Raw genomic sequence first — 14,597 nt, forward strand, 5'->3', positions numbered from 1 at the left:
CAGTGGGTTGCTCATTGACTTCTCCTGCCTAGCTGTACTTTTGACATCTGATGCCGGAGGACCCCTCCTAGCCAGGCGTCGATGGCATCTGTGACGTCATCACGACACTCGTGGTGGATCCAGTGCCCCGCGTCCAACAGGCGATAGTCGAGGTTGGTGCACAGCGCCCGCATGGGGTCGGCCAGGCGGGAGTATGTTGCGTCGTTGACGTAATCCCATCGGCCACCGATAAACAGGGTCGGCATATCGATCTGCGTCGCGCCCGAGGATTCGACCAGATCGCGGTTGTCGGCATCATTCATGTATAGCGAGTTGATGCCGAAGAAACCGGTCCGTCCGTAGGCGTCCACGAGGTGCTTGAGGTCCGTCTCGTCGATGACGCGCTCGTCGATCGGGACCCGCGGAGCACGGCCGCCGCCGAACCACCCTCCAAAGGCGCGCACGTTCGCCGTGAAGAACGGTTCATTCTGCTCGCCTGGCTCTCCGGAGCGCATGACCGCGGCGAAGAAACTCGGTAGATCGGCTTCGAACTGCTCTTGCGCCGCCTGGAAGTTGTCGCGGTAGAACAAGAAGTAGTCGAGTTGTCCGGCCGGGTAGGTGTGCTCGGGATAGACGTCACGACGCACGAAGGAGACCATCCGTTCAAATCCACGCTCGAGCGTGTCGTAGGGCGTGCTGAGCGCGCCGACGGCAACAAATCGCTCGGGGTGACGACGCGCTGTCGTCCACACGATGGGAGCACCCCAGTCGTGGCCTATCCAGCTCGCACGCTCGATCCCGAGCCCGTCGGCCAACGCGATCATGTCGCCCACGTGATGGCGCAACGCGTAATCCTGATGTCGGGTATAAACGGTCGACTGGCCCGTGCCACGCAGGTCGGGGGCGATAACCCGGTACCCGCGTGCCGCGAGTGACGTGATCTGATGGCGCCACGACCACGACGTCTCAGGCCAGCCGTGCACCAGGATCACCGGCTGTCCTTCCTGTGGGCCCCGCTCCAGATAGGCGGTGACGTGGCCACCGGTACTCACCGTCCCGACTCTGAATGCCGATGCTTGCCCGCTCATGACGGCCTCTTCGGCAGACGGTGTTCGAGGGAAGTCATGTCTCCTCCGCGGGATCGTAAAAGGGTTGCAGGGCCGTGACTTAAGCGAAGATCATGCCGCCGTCGCTGATCACGGTTTGCCCGGTCATGTAGTCGGAGTCCCGCGAAGCCAAGAACGACACCAGTGCCGCGACGTCCTCCGGTTCCTGAGCTCTGCCCAGCGGGATCGTCGAGGACAGCGCATCGAACGCTTCCTGTGCACCGTCCCAGAGCGCCGTCCGCACAATCCCGGGCGCATAGGAGTTCGCCGTGATCCCATGCGGTGCTAGCGCTTGTGCCGCTGCCTGCGTGAGGCCGCGTACCGCAAACTTGCTGGCCGAGTACGCCGGCAGATCGCCGGAAGCCCGGTGGGCCGCCTGGGACGCAGCAGCAATCAGTTTGCCACCCGTGCCCTGGGCGATGAATTGGCGCGCCGCTGCCTGCCAGGTGAGGAAAACGCCTCTCGTGTTGATGGCAAACGTTTGATCCCACGATTCGGCAGTCGCGTCGAGAAGCGACTCGACACGGGCGATCCCCGCGTTGGCAACTGCAACGTCGAGCCGTCCCAGACGCGTTGCCGCGGTCTCGACCAGTGCCTTGACGTCGTCTGTTTCGGTGACGTCGCCGAGCGCAACTACGCTGCGCCGGCCCAACTCCTCGATTTGCGCGCCAACTGCCTGCGCCTTTTCTGCGGAACCTGCGATGTCGTTGACTACGACATCGAAGCCGTCGCCGGCCAAGCGGAGGGCGACGGCCCGTCCGATTCCTTGCCCAGCGCCCGTTACGAGTGCGACTCGAGGAGTGTCGGATGCGGTCATGGCTATCTCCCTTGTCCGGTGCGGCAGATGGTGCCGCCTGAGACGAGCATAAGATAGTGGATTGGAAAACGCAACCCACATCTTGGCCGACGGTGCCCGAGCCATGGCAAGCGGGCATCTCGTGGAGGGACTAGCCGATCGCGATATCGGAGCGGTGTACGTCGCGCTCGGAGGTGATCGAACCCGGCTCCACCGCTTTTCCGCAAGCGGCGCAATGCATTTCAGGCGTGAATTTCGCGCCGCAACTATGGTGGAATGTGACGACATTCTCGGGGTCGACGCGCACGTGCTGGTCCCCCCAGTCTCGAATGACATGAAGCAGGTCGAACAATTTTCGGCCGGACTCTGTCAGGCGGTAGGCGTACCGCACCGGCTTCTCCTGATACTGGTCCTTGTCGACCACGCCGGCCTCCTCCAGCGAGCGCAGACGGGTGGCTAGCACGTCGCGGGGTGCGCCGGTGTTGAAGACGATCTCGTCGAACTTCGTTGCTCCGAATAGCAGTTCCCGTAGCGCGAGCAGCGCCCATTTCTCACCGATGACCTTGAGCGCGGCATCGATCGAACAAACCCTGGGGTCCGGAATCCGCGGCGTTCTCATTCCTCCGAGGTTATGCACAGGCTAGTGGATTTGCAATGTGAACCCAGCGACTGCGATTCCATTTCGACGCGGACAACGCGAGGGCCTACAGCAGGGTCTGGCTGGCCTCGCCGACCGGTCGCACGGCCACGTTAGGACCCGGGCGCGCCAACCTTCCCCCATTGCCCCGCACTCGACAAGGACGGACCCGCGGTTGACCGGGGAAATTGAGATGGTTGGAATGCGGCGACTTGTTACGCAGCCCAAGCCGCTACGGCGTCAGCGGACCGGCCCGATCGTGGGTGGCGCGGCGGGGTTGGGCGGGGGCGGTGGACCGGCTCAGGGGTCTGCTTCGGCCTCGGCGGTATTCTCCGCGCCACGCGGTGGCACTCTCCATCGCGGCGCGGCTCACAGCCCATCACGGCATCACCTACGTGGGTCTGTATCTGATCGCCACAGCGATATTGACGTTGATCACGCAGCTGCTACTGCGGGAGGCTAACGCGATTCCGCTCGACGCAGCCCCAGGTTCGCCTCCCGAGACATCGGCCGAGGCGGTCGAATCAGGCTCACCGGATGACGCCAAGGCCGAGCCCGCACAGGATGGCATGAGGCCGCCTCCGCGCGTGCCAGCAGCCGAGCTATCCCGCAGGATGGACTGGGAAGACCCCACGGGATCCAAATGTCCGCCATTGGTTGACCTCACCGGCAGGACGGCGTTGGCCGGCGGGTCAACAATCCGACGATCACCGAATGGGTGAAGGCACGAATCTGCCTGCGCCGTTGGAGCAACCAACGAGAACAGCTCGGTCCTTACGTTTTCGCCTCAGACGCTTCCTCTGTCATCACCGGCTAACCAATAGCCGTAGACGAGGGGATGCGCATATCGTTCTGGTTCGGACCCAGCCAGCCGTCAGCTCACCCGACAGCACGTCGCAGCCGATCAATTACCCGAATCGACGTCATTTCGCGTTGTTCGCTATCCGGTTCAGCCACTCCACCATCAGTTGACCCTCGGCCGGGGTCAAAGGCTCGTAACCGTTGTCTTGCAGAGCCGCTCGCAGCCCAGACGCCCGCCCAGACAGGGCCGCCGCGAAACGCCGCCGCGTCGAACCGGCGGTGATCAGGATGGCAGACAGCGCGCTCTCTCGGGCGATGTCCGACAGTTCAGGATCACGATGAGCCTTCGGCATGCTGAGCTGTGTAAGCACGAAACCCACACCGCAAGAGTGGAAGAGGGCGGTGGCACGCTCCAGATTCATCCGCAGCTTGCCGTAATCGCCAACTCGCGCAATCGCATCCTGCAAGAGGGCAATCGTCGCGTCGGTAGCCGTCGACAACGACTTGGCAACACGCACCTGCCCGTAGATCAACACGAAGCATTCGGGGTGCGTGAACCCGAACGCCACATACAGGTCCCACAGGCGCCTAAGGTCTGCGACCGGATCGTCGGATTGCTGGAGTATGGCTCGCTTCTGCGACAGATATCGCTCCAGTACGTGCAGCGTGACGGCTTCGATTAGGCCGTCCTTGTCGCCGAATTGGCGATAGAGTGCCGGCGGTTGCATCCCGGCGGCGGCCGCAACGGCGCGCGTCGAGAGCGCGTGCACGCCACCCTTGCGCAACAGATCGGCGGCCGCATCGAGCAATTTCTCCGACGTGGTCAACGGTGCCGACACGCGCGCCATGGTTCCGACGATATCATCGGCCGTTGGCTGATCACGGCGATGATCGTAGCCGCCCCCGAGGCCGCAGTATCGCGTGCGCGGTAGCGTTGTTCCCATTGGACCGGCCGCAAATACTGGTCGCCACGATCCACTTCGCACAGAACCCCGATATGGCCGCGACGATCGAGATCGTGCCGGCGATTCGAGACGACGATGGCGAAACCACGCCGTTCCAACACGGACACCTTTGCGCTCCCGTGACCGATCTCGCGCCCAATTGCTTTGTCGTCGGTGAGACAAATCACGAACGACACGTCGGGCCGCAGCTAGCCTACGACGCCGCGTTCGATGCCATGCTGGCATGCATGGACCGGCGGGAGCGCCTCGATACCGCGATCACCGCCATGGCCGCCAACTCAGCGTTCACCCCGGTGGTCACTCGGCTGGGGTGCGTGCGCGGGGTCTCCACGCTGACCGCGTTCGGGTTGGCCGTCGAAATCGGAGACTGGCAGCGCCTCAACGGGCGCTCGATCGGCGCTTACCTTGGGTGGTGCCCACCGAGAATTCCTCGGGGGCGACCCGTTCCCAGGGCGGGGTCACCAACGCCGGCAACAGCAATGGCCGTCGCCTGCTGGTCGAAGCGGCCTGGCAGCACCGACCCCGGTACCGGCCAGGGCGCGAGCTGCGGAAGCGGTGGGAGACGGCGTCCCCGGCAGCCCGGGCACGGGGCCAGGCAGCCAACCGACCTTTGAATGCTCGCTGGGCTGGTTTCGATGTACGCAAGAAACGCGCAGTGAGTGGCCAACGCGGCCATCGCCCGCGAACTTGCTGGCTGGTGCTGGTCGTTGGCCATCCTCGATGAGTAGTACCCCATGACTGTCCGGATGAGAACTCGGTGGTGACGGCAAGCGTCTGGGAGTGACCCGCGTGCGACCTTTGAGCAATCATGTTGCTAGACAACTGATGACGCTCGCCCTTTAGACAAGCGGACCACTCCGACTCGAAGTCCCGTCCTGCGGTAACCAACCCGCGCATATCCGATTTGACACCCGCCGCCATGACACGCTCGACGCCCCCGAGGACTCATCCGGACAACGAAGCGGCGGCCACGACGACGGCCGCGGTGCCGCTTCACCCTGCCCACTTGACAAATTCCTCCCATATCAGATCGCCGCCGGGTGTCCTTCGGAGCGATTGTCAATACTTGTGGATCGGGTGCTTTCAATCGGCGGTCTGCGCGCGCCTTATCAGCGCGGCGAATTCGCCTGGACATTCGACCGGTCGCGCCAGCGGCACGACTGCAGCAGATCAACCCACGACTGCGATGTCTCGCGAAACCCGTCGGCAAGAGCGACGAGCTCCTTGCGGCCGTCGGCGCGCACCCCGATCATCACCCAGTAGGCACACCTTGTCCTGCTCCAGATGGACCTCGAGGTGGATCCCGTCGACCCACACGTACACGTAGTCGGTGTCGGTCAACGAGCGCTTGCTGAACGCATCGACACCCGCCACAGCGGCTTGACACGTTGCGACCCTGGGATGTCTAGTCGGCCTGATCGCCGAAGTGCGCGACGGCCTGATCAGCGCGGGCGATCCAACGGTCTTCATCAACACGGGCGGAGCACCCGGCCTTTTCGGCCATCCAGAATTCGCGGCTTCCCTCACCGCGTGAGAGCTTACGGACTGATTTCAGGCGCTCAAACTGGCCAACGGGATGTGCGCGGTGCGATGACCTCATGTCTGGCGCCTTCGGCGTCTGAATGTATCTGAGTATAGTATGAGATACTCAGCATCGGACCGTGATGTCCCCGTCGGCCGGTCATCGAACTCAACCGCGAGGCATGAAGTGGTAGCGACCACGCAGGAATCGAGGACGCCCTCGACGGCGACGGTGTTCGTCGTGTCCGCGGCGGCATTTCTAGCCAGCTTGGACCTGTTCATCGTCAACATCGCCTTCCCCGACATCCGCCGAGCGTTCGGTGGCGCTGACCTCAGTGCGATGTCGTGGATTCTCAACGGCTACACCGTTGTATTCGCGGCCTTCCTCAATCCGGCTGGCCGGCTCGGCGACCGGTACGGGCACCGCCGAATGTTCCTGTGGGGTCTGGCGGTGTTCACGATCGGGTCAGCGGCCTGCGGGCTTTCGACCTCATTTCCTATGTTGGTCGCCTCACGCGTGGCTCAGGCAGTCGGCGCCGCGATGCTCATGCCGAGTTCGCTTGCGCTGTTGATGGCCGCGGTACCCGCATCGCGGCGCGCTGTGGCCGTCGGCACCTGGTCGGCCGTGGGTGCGATGGCTGCGGCGCTAGGGCCACCACTGGGCGGACTACTGGTCGAATTGTCCTGGCGGTGGATATTTTTCGTCAACATGCCGGTGGGACTGCTGGCCCTCGCCGTCGGCCCTTGGGTGCTGACCAAGACGACTTCTGTCGGCGCCGGGGTTCCCGATCTGTTCGGCGCCGTGAGCCTTGTGGTTGGCGTCGGAGCGTTGGTGTGGGCACTGATCGAACTTCCCGGGGCCGGATGGAGCGCTGCGAGGGTCACCGTCGCTGCTCTCAGCGCCGCAGGCGCGATGGCATTGGCGGTATGGCGGTCACGGCGGCATCCGTCGCCGGCAATCGACCTCGCCGCTATCCGCGTGGTGCCGATGTGGTCCAGTTGCGCTGCGCTGTTGCTCTTCGCCGCGGCGTTTGGTGCGATGCTGCTGGGCAACGTCATGTTTCTCACCACTGTGTGGGGCGATACACCGGCTGTCGCCGGGTTGCATCTGTCGCCGGGTCCCGTTGTCGTGGTGATTGTCTCGCTGACGGTGGCGGGTCGACTGATCGGCAAGGTTGGTGTCGGCGCGGTTGCCGCGGCAGGAACCTCCCTATTTGTGGTCGGTATCGTCGTCTGGCTATGCCGGATGGGCCCAGAGTCCGACTACCTCGCTGATTTTCTTCCGGGTCAGTTGTTGACTGGAGCCGGAGTGGGATTGGTCTTTCCCAGCCTTTCTGCTGTTACCGGCCTGGCCTTGCCCTCCCACCAATGGGGCGCAGGATCCGCACTGATCAACACCGCCCGCCAGTTGGGCACGGTCTTGGGCACCACTGTCCTGAGAGCAATGATCAGAACCTGTGGATGGTTCTCGGCGAGGTGACGTGAGTGGGCGCACCTTCCCGGGAATGATCTGAAAGTCCTAGTAGGTCTGATCAAGAGCCGGCGTTGACGCGCTGGTTCGGGAAGGTACGCCCTTGCTCACGGTAGTTCACGATCAGGAATCATCCAACGACAACGGCACGGCGGGTGGGTCGTTGCTCGACGAGATCGTCCGCGACGGTGCCCGGCAGATGTTGGCGGCGGCGTTGCATGCCGAGGTCGCCGCCTACATCGACCAGTTCGTCGATCAGGTCGACGAGAACGGGCGGCGGCTGGTGGTCCCCAACGGCTACCACCACGAGCGCGACGTGTTGACCGCGGCGGGGGCCGTGAGGGTGGCGGCGCCGCGGATCAACGACAAGCGAGTCGATCCGGATTCCGGTGAACGGCAACGATTCTCCTCGGCGATCCTGCCGGCGTGGGCGCGTAAGTCGCCGCAGATGACCGAGGTGCTGCCGCTGCTGTACCTGCACGGCCTGTCGACCGGCGACTTCGATGCGGCGCTGGAGCAGTTCCTCGGCTCGGGGGCGGGTCTGTCGGCGGCCTCGATCACCCGGCTGACCGCCCAGTGGCAAGACGAGGCCAAGTCATTTCAGGAGCGAGACCTCTCGGGCACCGACTTCGTGTACCTGTGGGTCGACGGCATCCACCTGAAGGTTCGCCTCGAGCAGGAGAAACTCTGCTTGCTGGTGATGATCGGTGTCCGCGCCGACGGCCGCAAGGAGCTGGTCGCGTTGACCGATGGGTATCGGGAGTCCACGGAGTCGTGGGCCGATCTGCTGCGCGGTTGCCGCCGCCGCGGGATGACCGCCCCGGTGCTGGCAGTCGGCGACGGCGCGCTGGGGTTCTGGAAGGCGCTGCGCGAGGTGTTCCCGAACACTCGTGAGCAACGCTGCTGGTGGCACAAGCAATCCAATGTGCTTGCTGCGCTACCGAAGTCGGCGCAACCCGGCGCGCTGGCGGCGATGCGGGAGATCTACAACGCCGAGGACATCGACAAGGCACAGATCGCGATCAAGGCGTTCGAACTCGACTATGGTGCGAAGTACCCCAAGGCGGTCACGAAGATCGTCGACGACGCCGACGTGCTGCTGGAGTTCTACAAGTATCCGGCCGAGCATTGGGTGCATCTGCGCACGATAAATCCGATCGAGAGCACTTTTGCCACCGTTCGTTTGAGAACCAAGGTCACCAAAGGTCCGGGTTCACGCGCCGCCGGAATTGCCATGGCCTACAAGCTGATCGACGCCGCACAAGCCCGCTGGCGTGCCGTCAACGCACCCCACCTCGTCGCCCTCGTCCGTGCCGGCGCGACGTTCCACAAAGGCAAGCTACTCGAACGTCCCATCGACATCACACCCGAAACATCAAACATCGAGCCGTCAAACGCTGGATCGGAGGTCGCCTGAAAATCGCTGATCGACAAGTATTGACAATATCTCAAGGTTTGGTTCATCACAGGGTCGTCGCGAGGGTTGGGCCGCGAACTGGTCCGAGCTGCGCTCGACACAGGTGACGCGGTCGCTGCGACCGCTCGCCGCCCCGAGCAACTGGCCGATCTGGCGACCACCTACGGGGAGCGCTAAGGCATTGATGGGCATCCCGTCCGACCTCGGAAGATCGACAGCGCGTCACATCGGTTTACACCTACGTGAAGGAAAGAGTGAATGAATCGAGCGTCACATCGGTTTACACCTATGTGAAGGAAGTTTAGACCTATGTGAAGGAAAAGGACGGGTACATGCAGATCGCGGGTGACAACAGCATCACTTTTGACCGCCTCGTAGACGGAACGTCGCGCAAGGTGTGGGACGTCCTGGGTCCAACGGTCGAATTCCTTATCCCACCAGACGATCCCGACGCGCACTTCTGCGTCATGCGGGGTGTGGTCCCGCCCGGGGTGACGGTGCCGGTGCACAGCCACGACGACCCCGAGGACTTCTTCTTCCTTGCCGGCACGCAGCAGGTGCTGATCAAAGATGATCAGGGACTGCAGTGGCGTGACGTCCACGCCGGTGATTACGTACACATACCGGGCGGCACCCCACACGCCCACCGCAATGTGTCCGGCGAGCCGGCGATCGAGCTGGTGATCACCACCGTTCGGCTCGGACGGTTCTTCCAGGAAGTCGGCCGCCCGACCAGCGCACCGTTGCAGCCGCCAACGGCTGACGAGCTCGCCCAATTCGTTGCCGCCGCAGCCAGATACGGCTACACGCTGGGCACAGCCGAAGAGAATGCTGCCGTCGGGATACGGCCGCAGGGGTGAACGCGGCTACAGCGAGCGCCACTCATCTACAGGTCTTGACAATTCCTCCTGTCCTGACCATGATCTACCAAGCTGGCATCGACATGACCGCGATCCGCCACGGCTGGGAATTCATTGCAACGGCTGCGGGCATCGCCGCGCTGATCGCTTCAGCACTGGCAATTTGGTCGAAGACGAGAACCCAAGGCTTGCGATCGCCGCCGCGGCAGCCTCGACGAAGTCGGAGTCGGCCTTTTCCGGCGTGTGCCCCTGCCCCGATGGCAAACTCATCGGCGTTCCCACTCACGACTCGAACCCGACCGTGACCGCCCTGCCGACGGTCGTGGGGGCGCCAGACTCATTCAAGGGCACGATGTCTGCCGACGTTGTGGCTGATGCTCTTGCTGCCGGTGTGCGCGATGCCGGCGGGAATCCATTGATCGTGGCACTCGCGGACGGCGGCGAGGGTACTGCCGACGTGGTCCCTAAAGTCTTGGCCGCCAGGATTATGACGATTCCCACGACCGGCCCCTGGGTCAGGCGATGGAGGGATCGTTTCTCCTGTCCGAGGACGGCAGCATCGCGGTGGTGGAGACCGCAACCGCGACCGGATTGCACATGAGTCCGCCGACGCCGGCCAACGCCGAAGCTGCGACGACTTACGGCACCGGCGTGCTGATCGCTGCTGCGGCGGCCGCAGGCGCTAGCCGCAATCCTCATTCTCAATCTCGCGGAGGTCGGATGCTTTCGCGAAGCCAAGGTCTGGTTCGCATGCATCAAGATCGCCACTATCCTCAGTCTGATCATTGGCGGAACGGCAGTCCTCGTCTTCAGAATCGGCAACGCCGGCAGGACCGGCGGGATCGCCAACCTTTGGCAGCAGGGTGGCATCGCTCCGCAGGGGATGATCGTTGTGCTGCTTGCCTTCCAGATCGTCATCTTCTCCTACCGGGGCGTCGAACTGATCGGCATGACGGCCGCGGAAACCAAGAACCGCGGCGAGGTCATCCCCCGAGCGATTACTCGATCCCCTGGCGCATCGCAATCTTCTACATCGGCACCCTTGTGGTGTTGCTGTCGCTGTTCTCGTGGGACCAATTTGGACCGGGCCAAAGCCCTTTCGTGAAGGGCTTTGGTCAGATCGGAATCCCGGCTGCCGCCAGCGTGATGAACTTCGTTGTACTCGCATCGGCGCTGTCATCGTGTAGCGGCGGGCGGTACAGCAACGGCCGGTTACTCAAGAAGCTCGCCGACGACGGTCTGGCTCCCCCCTACTTCCGCACGACAAACGGTGAACATGTCCCTGCTGCGGCGATCATCGCCTCCGCCGCCGGGATGGCCGTCGGTGTGCCGATCAATGCGCTCGTGCCCGAGCAGGCCTTCTCCTACGTCACGTCGGTGGCGGCGATCGGCGCCATCTGGGCATGGGGTGTCATCGTGTCCTGCCACCTTGTGTCCTGCCACCTTGTGTACCGGCGCCGCGTTGAACTGCGCGCAGGCGCGCGCCAGCAGCTTCAGGCTGCCGTTCGCCACTCCCCTGTGTTGGGCGTCGCTTGGCTTCCTCCCGTTCGTCACCGTCCTGCTCTGGTTCGACGACGGACAGCGAGTCGCCATCTTCGCACTTCCGTTCTGGGCGATACTCCTGGTCGGGGGCTATCACGCCATCCGGCTACATCGGATTCGCTCAGCCAGAGCCGAAACTTTCTGGCCCGCCTGAATCACCGTGGATGAGTGGGTGTTTCACCGCCGAACCGGAGTCGCTACGCATTCTTCTGACCACACCTCGACGATCAATTGGGAAGGAACCGTCATGGCCAGCATCGAAGATCCCGGCCACCGCAACCGGCATGTGTCCTTGGGCAGCTGGCCTACGCCGATCGAACCAGCGCCTCGGCTGGCACAAGCACTTGGACTTGGCCCCGACGATCTATGGATCAAGCGCGACGACCTTACTGGCCTCGCTGGAGGCGGTAATAAGATCCGGAAACTGGAATGGACCGTGGGTGCCACGATCGCTGACGGAGCGGACACCCTCGTTACCAGCGGGGCGCCGCAAAGCAACCACGCACGTCTGACTGCGGCCGCCGGTGCCAAATTGGGGCTGAAGGTGATCCTGGTCTTCCCCGGCTCACCCGGATCTTCTCGATCAGGAAATCTGGTTCTCGACGGTCTACTTGGCGCCCAAATCGCCTGGGCCGGCGATGTCGATGAGGCGGGACTGAACGACACGGTCGATGCAGTCGTTGAACAACTGCGCCATGAGGGTGCCCATCCCGCACCTATTCCCTTCGGGGGATCCAGCGCGATCGCCGCGCAGGGTTACATCGAATGTGCCCGAGAATTGCGACTGCAGACACCCGACCTGAGCACGGTCGTGGTTGCTCTGGGTTCCGGCGCCACCATGGCGGGCCTGGTTGCCGAACTGGGACCACACGCCGTACTTGGTATCGATACGGGAGCGATGAGCGACCCGCTCCGCGCGGCGGCGAGTTTCGCGACTGACGCCGGCGGTTCTGCCATCACCGAATCCGAACTGCGATGTCGCCGTGATGTCGTGGGCAGCGGGTACAGCGATCTGACCGAACCGGTGGCTGCGGCGATGTCGCTGGTCGCTCGAACCGAGGGAATCATTCTTGACCCGATCTACACCGGACGCGCGATGGCCGGGCTCATCGCAGCAGTGGAAGACGGCGACATCGTCGCCGGCGAGGTGACAACGTTCCTTCACACCGGCGGATTGCCCGGCCTGTTCGGCCACGTCCCAGCAGTGGACCGAGCCGAGTCCGGTATCGCCGAATTCGCGTTGTAGATCGTCGCGTCCACGAACCTGCTTCCGGTGACAGAGGATACGCGCCACGCAACCCGGCGGGGAAAGCTCGGTGACCGGGGACAGACCGGACCTCGGTCAGTTGGGGCCAACGCCGATGCCGGCACATCAAGCCGCCGAATACACCCACCGGTACCCCCTCCGGCCCGTCGAGCGCAATCTCATTGGTGTTGCAGCAGGCCCGGGCGGGTGCGCGACTGAGAGTTCGCCACACCCGAGCCGGCAACAGTGTCAATGACCTCCCCCGTCAAAACGCACCGACGCGGCGAATGCGACGAAAGCGAATACGCAGTCTTGCCGGTAAAGCGCGGAGCGTTCGCTGTTGCAATGTGCTGCTATATGTTTCGTGACTCCGTGATGTGCGCGCCTAGGACAACGCACAGCCTGTGCGTTACCAACCAGGCTCTCACTTGGCCGGCGCACTGCGGCGCGGTGCCTGGAGATCCACGTATTTCGCATGATGGTCAGCAACCAAGCCTTGGCATGCGTGTTTTCATCGAACCTGTCAAACGCCTTGTACCGTGTCTCCGACATTTCGCCGGCCGGTTCATGACCGTCGGTGCCGTCATTGATGGATATCGGCCTCTTCTCTCGTCACTTCACCAGTGCACGACATTGAGCGACAGGCAGGACTGAGCTCACCGCGCGACTTCTACCGACATCCACCCGTGTCAATTGCGTTGAGCGACAACGGCAGTTCGCTCTTCACAACGGTCAACAACTGCCGACACGTTCAGCGCTATCGGAAGTCAGCGCATCGCGTCGTCAAAACCGCATCCCGCCTGCAGAACGCAGCTGGGTTAGTCTTGCGCTCAGCCGGCAATGACGGCCGCGACAGGTCTTGCTGGCGACGGCACCGAGTGCACGAGATGGCAGTCGACCAAACCGTCCGAACCGAGCTGGCTTTTGTCCTTCCTGCAATGCGCGCGCCTGCCCGGTGATCGACGTCACGGGTTGACAGCCACGTCGAGCAGGAAGGTCCGACCCGACGCTACGACGTCTACGGCTCGCTGCAGCGCTGGTGTGAGCTCACTGAGTGTCTGGACCCGCTGCCCCCGCCCACCGTAGGCTTCGGCCTGCTTCACGTAGTCGGGGGCGGGTTCAATGAGGTCGCCGGCAATATTCTGTGTGGTTACCGCGGCGCCGTCGGGGAAGTACTTGAGCACATTCCACGTTTGGGATGCGTATTGCCGGTTGTTGCACAGCACGATGAGCAGCGGGACACCGTACTCCTGCGAGAACCCGAGGGCGGCCGGCGTCGGGCTGTAGTGCCATGCTCCGTCGCCGATGATGTTGACAACCACCTGCTGTGGCCGTGCGAGTTTGACGCGTCAACTCCTCGCTGCGGACCCAGCCGCCCGGCGTCGGACCACGGTCGAGCAGGCATACGCTGCGACCCTGTTTAACCAGATAGCAGGCTGCGATGAGGGCATTGTGTCCGGCGCCAACGAAAACGAAGTCGAACTCGGATGACCTGCTCATGTGTGTGACGCTAGAAGGACCCGCGATAGCCCCCCATTTATCGTCCGCTGAGTAAACTCTTCGCCGTCATGAGCAGACCGCTGATCCGTGCTGCGGTCAGCCGCGTCGCCGACAACAGCGCCGATGGCGGTTCGATGGCTGCGACGATTGTCGAGACCGCCGCCACGGCGCCGCCGCCCAGCGGAATGGGGACCGCCACACAGCTGATGCCTTCGATCACCTTGCTGGCATCGATTATCGGTGTGGCGTCCGATGTTTCGCTGTGGGCGAGGTCCTGCGCGGTTCCGGGCGGCACACGATCGCCCGGCTCGACGCTGTAACCCAGCGGGACGCGAGCATCGACCATGTCGAGGAACACGCCGCCACCTTCAATCGTGGCCGACAGGCATACCGCGGCGCCGGTAGCCGCGGACAGTTCGGCCAGCGGCCGCCGCGCAACGACACGAAGCCGGCGCTCGGACATGGCGCGCGCGCCCAGGCCCAACGGTGTGGCGCCCAGCCGGTAGCGTGTGCCATCGCGGCGGATAGCGCCCACAGTGACTAGTTGCTGCAGTAACCGGTACACGGTGGGACGCGGAATCCCGGTTGCAGCCGCCAGGTCCACTAGCCGGACAGGCTCCAGGTCTTGCACGTAATCCAGCAGCGCGAAAGCCGTTCCGATGACTGCGCGACCGTCGGGACGAGGGTCTCGATTCTTCTCGTCCACGATGTATTAGACGCCGGCGGCGACCCGATCTATTCCTGTGCCCGAGGCAG

At 63.5% G+C, this 14,597-nt stretch carries 10 protein-coding genes and 7 pseudogenes; 8 read left to right on the forward strand and 9 right to left on the reverse strand.

Annotated features, from left to right (window positions below):
* Positions 1-11: 11 nt before the first annotated feature.
* The 4 genes from HNP02_RS37115 to HNP02_RS37130 form a co-directional block, all read right to left on the reverse strand.
* Entirely contained in the window at positions 12-971 is a 960-nt protein-coding gene (locus tag HNP02_RS37115) for an alpha/beta fold hydrolase (RefSeq protein WP_184445659.1), read from the reverse strand.
* 175 nt (positions 972-1,146) lie between these two features.
* Positions 1,147-1,902 carry an SDR family oxidoreductase gene (locus HNP02_RS37120; protein ID WP_184445686.1) on the reverse strand — a complete coding sequence of 252 codons (756 nt, stop codon included), beginning with the start codon at positions 1,900-1,902 and terminating at the stop codon, positions 1,147-1,149.
* Positions 1,903-2,032: 130 nt separating this feature from the next.
* Positions 2,033-2,500: a helix-turn-helix domain-containing protein gene (locus HNP02_RS37125; protein ID WP_184445660.1), complete on the reverse strand. Its 468-nt coding sequence runs from the start codon at positions 2,498-2,500 to the stop codon at positions 2,033-2,035.
* 941 nt (positions 2,501-3,441) lie between these two features.
* Positions 3,442-4,146 carry a TetR/AcrR family transcriptional regulator gene (locus tag HNP02_RS37130; RefSeq protein ID WP_221318439.1) on the reverse strand — a complete coding sequence of 235 codons (705 nt, stop codon included), beginning with the start codon at positions 4,144-4,146 and terminating at the stop codon, positions 3,442-3,444.
* A gap of 317 nt (positions 4,147-4,463) precedes the next feature.
* On the opposite strand from HNP02_RS37130, the pseudogene HNP02_RS42335 reads away from it, so the two are divergent.
* Positions 4,464-5,012: pseudogene (locus HNP02_RS42335) on the forward strand (transposase); the annotation flags it as partial.
* Between the two features lie 417 nt (positions 5,013-5,429).
* Here HNP02_RS42335 and HNP02_RS37140 read toward each other — a convergent pair.
* Positions 5,430-5,643, reverse strand: a pseudogene (locus HNP02_RS37140) (transposase); the annotation flags it as partial.
* A 349-nt stretch (positions 5,644-5,992) separates the two neighbouring features.
* Between HNP02_RS37140 and HNP02_RS37145 the strand changes: the two are divergent.
* From HNP02_RS37145 to HNP02_RS37175, 7 genes and pseudogenes are all read left to right on the forward strand, one after another.
* Positions 5,993-7,285, forward strand: a complete 1,293-nt coding sequence (locus tag HNP02_RS37145) for an MFS transporter (protein WP_309241829.1) — start codon at positions 5,993-5,995, stop codon at positions 7,283-7,285.
* Positions 7,286-7,379: 94 nt separating this feature from the next.
* Positions 7,380-8,693, forward strand: a complete 1,314-nt coding sequence (locus HNP02_RS37150) for an IS256 family transposase (protein ID WP_184445663.1) — start codon at positions 7,380-7,382, stop codon at positions 8,691-8,693.
* Positions 8,694-8,738: 45 nt separating this feature from the next.
* Positions 8,739-8,867: pseudogene (locus HNP02_RS37155) on the forward strand (short-chain dehydrogenase/reductase); the annotation flags it as partial.
* Positions 8,868-9,025: 158 nt separating this feature from the next.
* Positions 9,026-9,553 (forward strand): cupin domain-containing protein, encoded by a 528-nt coding sequence (locus tag HNP02_RS37160; RefSeq protein WP_184445664.1) that lies wholly within the window; start codon positions 9,026-9,028, stop codon positions 9,551-9,553.
* A gap of 352 nt (positions 9,554-9,905) precedes the next feature.
* Positions 9,906-10,180 (forward strand): annotated as a pseudogene (locus HNP02_RS43330) (glycerate kinase); the annotation flags it as partial.
* Between the two features lie 70 nt (positions 10,181-10,250).
* Positions 10,251-11,263: pseudogene (locus HNP02_RS37170) on the forward strand (hypothetical protein).
* A 79-nt stretch (positions 11,264-11,342) separates the two neighbouring features.
* Entirely contained in the window at positions 11,343-12,341 is a 999-nt protein-coding gene (locus tag HNP02_RS37175) for a D-cysteine desulfhydrase family protein (RefSeq protein ID WP_184445666.1), read from the forward strand.
* Positions 12,342-12,590: 249 nt separating this feature from the next.
* Here the strand turns inward: HNP02_RS37175 and HNP02_RS37180 are convergent, their stop codons facing one another.
* The 4 genes and pseudogenes from HNP02_RS37180 to HNP02_RS37195 all read right to left on the reverse strand — a co-directional run bounded on the left by HNP02_RS37180 (position 12,591) and on the right by HNP02_RS37195 (position 14,547).
* A complete protein-coding gene (locus HNP02_RS37180) occupies positions 12,591-12,893 on the reverse strand; it encodes a sigma factor (RefSeq protein ID WP_184445667.1) in 303 nt (100 codons plus the stop codon).
* A gap of 413 nt (positions 12,894-13,306) precedes the next feature.
* Positions 13,307-13,675, reverse strand: a pseudogene (locus HNP02_RS37185) (thiamine pyrophosphate-dependent enzyme); the annotation flags it as partial.
* Between the two features lie 25 nt (positions 13,676-13,700).
* Positions 13,701-13,841: pseudogene (locus tag HNP02_RS37190) on the reverse strand (NAD(P)-binding protein); the annotation flags it as partial.
* A 37-nt stretch (positions 13,842-13,878) separates the two neighbouring features.
* Entirely contained in the window at positions 13,879-14,547 is a 669-nt protein-coding gene (locus tag HNP02_RS37195; protein ID WP_184445669.1) for a helix-turn-helix domain-containing protein, read from the reverse strand.
* Positions 14,548-14,597 lie beyond the last annotated feature (50 nt).

Origin of the sequence: Mycobacterium sp. AZCC_0083, assembly GCF_014202335.1 — a bacterium.
GTDB lineage: Bacteria > Actinomycetota > Actinomycetes > Mycobacteriales > Mycobacteriaceae > Mycobacterium.

Excerpts from the sequence above, each read along its gene's own strand:
- HNP02_RS37120 (WP_184445686.1), bottom strand. The coding sequence starts at position 1,902 with ATGACCGCATCCGACACTCCTCGAGTCGCACTCGTAACGGGCGCTGGG.
- HNP02_RS37125 (WP_184445660.1), bottom strand. The coding sequence starts at position 2,500 with ATGAGAACGCCGCGGATTCCGGACCCCAGGGTTTGTTCGATCGATGCC.
- HNP02_RS37160 (WP_184445664.1), top strand. The coding sequence starts at position 9,026 with ATGCAGATCGCGGGTGACAACAGCATCACTTTTGACCGCCTCGTAGAC.
- HNP02_RS37175 (WP_184445666.1), top strand. The coding sequence starts at position 11,343 with ATGGCCAGCATCGAAGATCCCGGCCACCGCAACCGGCATGTGTCCTTG.
- HNP02_RS37180 (WP_184445667.1), bottom strand. The coding sequence starts at position 12,893 with ATGTCGGAGACACGGTACAAGGCGTTTGACAGGTTCGATGAAAACACG.